The sequence below is a fragment of the Acinetobacter sp. YH01019 genome (assembly GCF_013420285.1).
GTDB classification, from domain to species: domain Bacteria; phylum Pseudomonadota; class Gammaproteobacteria; order Pseudomonadales; family Moraxellaceae; genus Acinetobacter; species Acinetobacter gandensis.
In genome coordinates, this window is sequence record NZ_VOYM01000118.1 from 1 (window position 1) to 6,095 (window position 6,095).

Consider the following 6,095-nt stretch of genomic DNA (forward strand, 5'->3'; position numbering starts at 1 on the left):
TTTACAGCGATAAACACTCGGTATTCAGAGTGAACCAGAAATCGAGCCAGGACAGCAAGATCACGCAATTTGGCCGGATTCTGAATGAGTTAAACATTGATATTATCTTTGCCAACTCACCACAGGCTAAAGGTCGCGTAGAACGCGCGAATAGAACCCTTCAAGACCGTTTGATCAAGGAGATGCGTCTGGAAGGCATCAGTTCAATTGCCGAAGCCAATGCCTGGTTACCCTGCTTTATTGAGCATTTCAACCAGAAGTTCGCCAAGTGTGCGCGAAATTCAAAGAACTTACATCGTCCGCTAACAGAGTCTGATGCTGAGCTGGAGGATATATTCACCTGGCAGGAACCGCGTAAGGTCACCAAGAACCTGACGATTACCTATGACAAGTGTATTTATCTGCTTGAACCGACAGAGCTGAATCATAAGCTTGTTGGGCAATACATTTCATTTCTGGAGTACCCGGATGGCACTGTGGCGATCATGCATGAAGGACGGAAGATCAACTATAGTGTCTTCAATAAACTGGCTGGACTACAGCAGAATGAAGTGGTTGAGAATAAAAGATTAGGCTCGGTTCTGGCGCATATCCAGCAACAGCATGAAGAGTTGGAAAAACAAAATAAACGTTCCCGTCTCAAGAAAAGTATGCCAAGTCGTAAAGCTCAGAAAGCTGTTGTTGAACAAAGAAACTTAAATCCTGTGCTTGACTCTTGTGGTTAAAAACAGGACATTTTAAATGGTTTATCGCATAGACATTTTAATTGGTGAATAACAACAACTGTTAGAAACCATTTAAAATATCTTTGTTTTTCATATAGTTAAAAAATTTTCATCCCCCTGAAAAACCACAAAAAGCCGACTTAGAAACAAGCCGGCTTTTTTATGAGCAGTTTTGATACTTATTGCCAATAAATTTGACTGTTTTTCAAACAATATGAAACTTTGTTGTGATTTATCAAGCCATCCACGGCCTAAACAATCCCCAATTTCTGCGGACAACTCTTGGGATAAAAATGGGCCAACTTTGTAAGCTAAAACTTACATAAATTTAAGGATTTTGCGGATTGGTAATCCAAAGCATTAGCCCTATGATGAATACATAAGGGAACTGGATGTTTCCAGAAAACAAGAATAAGAAAATAGCGCAAGGAATGGGCAGCACGAGATCAGTAAGACGAGCAACCCGATATGAAAAACCCCGACAGGATGTCGGGGTTTTTTATTGTCTGAATATTTTCGGATAATCCGTATTATATTAATTTTAGTTGAACTTAAAACTAGGCATAAAGACAAATGAAAATAGGGATCTTTTGGTACTGGAATAATCAAGTCATTGGTATTGCACATTCCTTTAATATTACGAAAGCAGACTCTATTGGCCTGATTGATAGCCCATATACACATATTGAATATTGGATTACATTGCAAGAAAAGTATTCTGAACTACAAAACTATGAGTATGAACAGATCCCAAGAGGTCGAGTAATTTTTGATACCAACAAAGAAAAATCAATTATTTATTTGGATAAGACATTGTTATATAAATCAAAAATTAATAAAGTCTATGATTTTTTTAATTTAAATCCAGAACAATCGGTGCTAAAAAAAGACTCACACTATCAAATTTGACCAACACTACTGTTAGATCAACAAACTTGCGTTAAAATACACACGATCACTCTTAGAATGGTAAGCGATATGAGAAAACGTCTTAAAGATTATAATATTGAACAAGTATCTAGTCGTGAAAAGGTTTCTGGACAAGTTTTACCTATACAGTTTAGTAATGATGAAGCAACTAAACGAGTTGTTATGCATAGTGCTAGACGAGTGATCCAGCAACATAAAGCAGAAATACAAGAGTTAGCTTATAAATGAGCTTGATTAGTTCGACCTTCGTAATTGCTGTACATGACGAGATTTTGCTTCAAACAGGTGTAGGTCGATCTGGTTGCCAGATTGAGAAACTGGAAAGCGTCCTAAATCGTATAGATCAGCAAATGTATTACAGTAATGTGAGTGATATCTTTGAAATTGCTGCATGGTTTGGTATTGCAATTTCTAAAGGACATGCATTTGTCGATGGAAATAAAAGAACAGGGCTAGCAGTGATGCTAACTTATCTTGAAATCCAAGGTGTGACCATTCAAGAACACACAGGTTTAGATGATTTAATGGTTGATATCGTTGAATCCCAAGAAGATCATGAGCTTTTAGCCAAACTGGTAGCAGGATTCTTATATGAGCTATCTATAATTTAATTTATTCAATCTGTATTTTTATTTTTGGGTCGTTAATGTTAGAAAGTATCTCCTTATAAATTAAATAGTTTTCATCATCTCGGCATACAAAAAATACTTCTTCAACACAGTCATATTGGGGAAGTGTTGAAAGTATGGTACCAATTGCAATTTCGGCTGCCAGTTGGCGAGGAAAACCATAAACACCTGTACTGATGTTTGGAAAAGAAATAGTTTTTACACCAACATGGTTAGCTTTCATAATCGCATTACTATAAGCATCACAAAGCAATTGTGGCTCATTACGCTCACCATCTAACCATCTTGGCCCAACAGCATGAATAAGATATTGGGCAGGCAGGTTTCCAGCAGTAGTAACTTCTGCTTGTCCAGTTGAACACCCGCCTTTTTCTTGATGAAGTTGAATACATTCAGTCTTCATCAAAGGTCCTGCTTTTTTATGAATGATATAATCAAGCCCACTGCCACCAAGCAAAGACTTATTCGCTGAATTAACGATAGCCTGTACAGCTAATGTTGTAATATCTGTTTGGATTAAAATAACTTTTTTAAGATTACTCATTTTATCACTATAATAAAATCGCTAAGGTAGCAGTAATTTTTTGGAAAACCAACATGACTGAAAAAGAACATATTAATGAATATATTAAGAGCACGTGTGATTTAATCATTCAACATGTAAAAAACATTATTACTCTTCGAGAAAACATTAATAAACCATGGGGATATAGCTCCAGATTAATGGAGCATTTATTTCATCCAGAAAATGAACTGCTTTTTAAAGGATACTCAAAGAATATTTTTAATAATAAATCAGCAACGGCTATTAAGCCATGGAAAGAACATATTGTTCCCATGGCTTATGTCTTTGATAACTTATGGGTATTAATTGAAAGCAATGAATTATCAGATGCTGAACTCTCCAAAATTCTACAAAGAAATCTTGGTGTAGCCCATATTTCCTATGAAGACCAGAAAAAGTTAGATACTAAATTTTCAGGATTAAAAACAAATATGCCTAATGGATGGTGTTTGAAAACAGGTGATCCTATAGATCGTTTAAAAGCAGTTGGTATTGAATTAGTTGATGAAAATGGGGTTGAAATTCAATCTTTAATTACCCCGATTTAACATAAAATCTCTTATGCGAAATTCATCATCAGCTGTTAGAACCCATTTAAAATATCATTGTTTTTCATATAGTTAAAAATTTTTCATCCCCATGAAAAACAACAAAAAACTGACTTGGAAACAAGTCGGTTTCTTTTTAAGCAATTTTGATACTTCTTGCCAATAAGATTGATCGATATTTAATCAGTTTGTCATTTTTCTCTGCGTTATCAAGCCAGCGCTTGCTTAAATTATCCCCAATTTCTGCGGACAACTCTTGGGATAAAAATCCACCAATTTTGTACGCCTGAGCGCACATGTATTTAGGGGTTTTGCGGATATTCACAATCCCTTGTATTCAATATCATGAAGTCATAAGAGAACAGGACGTTCCGCAGAATAAAAATAAATAATCGCACAAGGATCGGCGGTACGACAGGAGTCATGCCAAGCGAACCAATACGAAAAAGCCCGACAGGATGTCGGGCTTTTTTTATGGCTTAAATTTCTATAACTGAGTATTGATCTGATAGCGTGTATTACGTCCCCCACCTTCCAATTTGACGATACAACCTTTCTCAAGTAAGTCAGATAAATGACGAGTAGCTGTCGCCTTACTTGTTTTAGCAACTTTTTGATATTGTGACGCGCTAATACCATGTTCAAAGCCATTTTCCCCACCGTCTAATAAACGATTGAGGACTTTGCGCTGTTCTTCACTCAGGGCTAAATTTGAATATTTATGCCAAAACTGGCTTTTAAATAATGTCCGATTGATCTGTACTAAGGTTTTTTCAAGGCTATCATTCAATGTATCTAAAAACCAAACTAGCCAATCGGTGATATCAGAATCATTTTTTTGAGTTTGTTCTAATATCTCATAGTAACTTTTACGTTTATTCAATATCGCAGTAGACATAGCATATAAACGAATGCTCTGTTCATCCATTTGAGCTAAAGAAAGGTCTGTAAGTGTACGTGTAATACGTCCATTACCATCATCAAAAGGATGTAGGGTAACAAACCATAAATGGGTAATACCTGCACGTAACAGAGGATCAAGCAATGAATCATTTAGACTTTGATTAAACCAATCTATGAAGGCATTTAAGCGTTCTTCTAAGCCTTGTCTTGGCGGTGCTTCAAAATGCACTTTAGGATAGTCCAATCGACCTGAAACGACCTGCATAGGCTCTGCCCCCCTAAGTTGACCAATGCGTAAACGGTGCATTGTCCAATCTGGGTCATTGAAAAGCCAACGATGCCACTGCATGAGACGATTAACAGTCAATGGTTGCTTAACATCGTTAAGCGCATCTAGCATGATATTGGCTAAACCTTCTGATCGATCTGAGCTTGGATAAGGCTGTTCAAGTGTGACACCTAAGCGTTGAGCTAGAGATGATCGTAGTGAAAAAACATTGATCGTTTCGTTTTCAATCGCAGATGAAGCAACAAGATTGGCAAGCAGAGTATCTAGGGTGAATTGCTCTTTTGCTAAATCATGCTGACTTTGCCCCAGAATAATCCCTATTTTTTGATGTATCTGTCTGGTTTTAGGTAAGATAACTGAATCTAGCCATGTAAAATTTGTCCAGTTTTCTGCTTGCCAAATCCATTTCTGCATTTTCAATCGCTCATCTAAAATTTCAGATGAGTTGAATATAGCACTTATTCGGCTCATAACAAGAGCCGAATATGATAATTAATCAGCTCATTTTTTATAGGACATTTTAAATAGTTTATCGCATAGACATTTTAATTGGGGAATAACACAAAAAATGGGAGCTAAGCTCCCATTTTTAATGAATATTTTTAAATAAGGCTAGGATGTGCATCTAAGATTCTAATTAATGTTGCCGCTGGTCCTGTCGGATAGCGTCGGCCTTGTTCCCAGTTTTGCAGGGTGCGATGACTGATGTGGAGACGTGCAGCAAATTCGCTTTGACTTAAACCAGTTTTTTCTCGGACTTCCTTAATATCAGGTAATTCAAGTTCGGTTGTTCGACTTGCTTTGATCTCTTTGCGTTTGATTGCTCCAGCTTCTTTAATCGAAGCGACCAAGTCATCAAATAAATTGTTATCCATGAAATTGCTCCTTCACGAGTTGGCGCAGAATGGCGGTTTCTTTATCCGTTAGATCATCTTTTACAGATTTTGGATAAGCCACCAAGAAAAAGATTTGATCATCCTCATTTACCCAATAGTAAATTACTCTGATACCGCCACTTTTACCTTTATTACCTTGAGCGCAACGTACTTTCCGAATGCCACCACCATTCTTGATCAAGTCACCTTTATCAGGTTGAACCAATAGATCTTGTTGAAGTTGACGATATTCCTCATCAGATACAAGGTCTTTGATTTGCTTGGTAAAGATACTAGTTTCAATGAATAACATAGATTCTATGTACGTCAATGGCGTACAAGTATTCTAGCAGTTTCCACATTAAAAAACGAGAGCTGCTGCCCTCTGCTGCTGCTGTTATTCCCAAGTAGAAATGTCCTACTGCTGTTTGTTGTTGTTGTTATTCCCAAGTAGAAATGTCCTACCTAATAACCAAATAGAAATGTCCTATATGGACATTTCCAAGTCAAGCACAGGATTTAAGTTTCTTTGTTCAACAACAGCTTTCTGAGCTTTACGACTTGGCATACTTTTCTTGGCCCGGGAACGTTTATTCTGTTTTTCTAGTTCTTCATGCTGCTGTTGAATATG

General features: G+C 36.9%; 8 protein-coding genes and 2 pseudogenes. 5 read left to right on the forward strand and 5 right to left on the reverse strand.

The features are described from left to right. The 4 genes and pseudogenes from FTT84_RS16495 to FTT84_RS16510 form a co-directional block, all read left to right on the forward strand. Nucleotides 1–725, forward strand: a pseudogene (locus tag FTT84_RS16495) (integrase core domain-containing protein); the annotation flags it as partial. 573 nt (nucleotides 726–1,298) lie between these two features. Beyond that, nucleotides 1,299–1,634, forward strand: coding sequence for a hypothetical protein (locus FTT84_RS16500; protein ID WP_002125021.1), 336 nt, complete (start codon nucleotides 1,299–1,301; stop codon nucleotides 1,632–1,634). Between the two features lie 69 nt (nucleotides 1,635–1,703). Beyond that, on the forward strand, nucleotides 1,704–1,883 hold the full coding sequence (locus FTT84_RS16505; RefSeq protein ID WP_180058985.1) for a hypothetical protein: 180 nt from the start codon (nucleotides 1,704–1,706) through the stop codon (nucleotides 1,881–1,883). Then, complete coding sequence (locus tag FTT84_RS16510; protein ID WP_002125026.1) at nucleotides 1,880–2,266, forward strand: type II toxin-antitoxin system death-on-curing family toxin; 387 nt, start codon at nucleotides 1,880–1,882, stop codon at nucleotides 2,264–2,266. The genes FTT84_RS16505 and FTT84_RS16510 overlap by 4 nt, the downstream gene beginning before the upstream one ends. Nucleotide 2,267: 1 nt before the next feature. Here FTT84_RS16510 and FTT84_RS16515 read toward each other — a convergent pair whose 3' ends face one another. Then, nucleotides 2,268–2,828 carry a macro domain-containing protein gene (locus FTT84_RS16515; RefSeq protein ID WP_180058986.1) on the reverse strand — a complete coding sequence of 187 codons (561 nt, stop codon included), beginning with the start codon at nucleotides 2,826–2,828 and terminating at the stop codon, nucleotides 2,268–2,270. Between the two features lie 53 nt (nucleotides 2,829–2,881). On the opposite strand from FTT84_RS16515, the gene FTT84_RS16520 reads away from it, so the two are divergent. Beyond that, entirely contained in the window at nucleotides 2,882–3,397 is a 516-nt protein-coding gene (locus tag FTT84_RS16520) for a hypothetical protein (RefSeq protein WP_180059012.1), read from the forward strand. Between the two features lie 487 nt (nucleotides 3,398–3,884). Here FTT84_RS16520 and FTT84_RS16525 read toward each other — a convergent pair whose 3' ends face one another. From FTT84_RS16525 to FTT84_RS16540, 4 genes and pseudogenes are all read right to left on the reverse strand, one after another. Continuing rightward, nucleotides 3,885–5,003 carry a Fic family protein gene (locus tag FTT84_RS16525; RefSeq protein WP_111861357.1) on the reverse strand — a complete coding sequence of 373 codons (1,119 nt, stop codon included), beginning with the start codon at nucleotides 5,001–5,003 and terminating at the stop codon, nucleotides 3,885–3,887. A 188-nt stretch (nucleotides 5,004–5,191) separates the two neighbouring features. Continuing rightward, nucleotides 5,192–5,464 (reverse strand): NadS family protein, encoded by a 273-nt coding sequence (nadS, locus tag FTT84_RS16530; protein WP_111861356.1) that lies wholly within the window; start codon nucleotides 5,462–5,464, stop codon nucleotides 5,192–5,194. After that, entirely contained in the window at nucleotides 5,457–5,777 is a 321-nt protein-coding gene (locus tag FTT84_RS16535; RefSeq protein ID WP_111861355.1) for a type II toxin-antitoxin system RelE/ParE family toxin, read from the reverse strand. Before FTT84_RS16535 ends, nadS begins: the two co-directional genes overlap by 8 nt. Before the next feature lie 174 nt (nucleotides 5,778–5,951). Further along, nucleotides 5,952–6,095, reverse strand: a pseudogene (locus FTT84_RS16540) (ISNCY family transposase); the annotation flags it as partial.

Bases quoted from the DNA above. Each gene is read 5' to 3' on its own strand.
- FTT84_RS16500 (WP_002125021.1), top strand. From the start codon at position 1,299: ATGAAAATAGGGATCTTTTGGTACTGGAATAATCAAGTCATTGGTATT.
- FTT84_RS16505 (WP_180058985.1), top strand. From the start codon at position 1,704: ATGAGAAAACGTCTTAAAGATTATAATATTGAACAAGTATCTAGTCGT.
- FTT84_RS16510 (WP_002125026.1), top strand. From the start codon at position 1,880: ATGAGCTTGATTAGTTCGACCTTCGTAATTGCTGTACATGACGAGATT.
- FTT84_RS16515 (WP_180058986.1), bottom strand. From the start codon at position 2,828: ATGAGTAATCTTAAAAAAGTTATTTTAATCCAAACAGATATTACAACA.
- FTT84_RS16520 (WP_180059012.1), top strand. From the start codon at position 2,882: ATGACTGAAAAAGAACATATTAATGAATATATTAAGAGCACGTGTGAT.
- FTT84_RS16525 (WP_111861357.1), bottom strand. From the start codon at position 5,003: ATGCAGAAATGGATTTGGCAAGCAGAAAACTGGACAAATTTTACATGG.
- nadS (WP_111861356.1), bottom strand. From the start codon at position 5,464: ATGGATAACAATTTATTTGATGACTTGGTCGCTTCGATTAAAGAAGCT.
- FTT84_RS16535 (WP_111861355.1), bottom strand. From the start codon at position 5,777: ATGTTATTCATTGAAACTAGTATCTTTACCAAGCAAATCAAAGACCTT.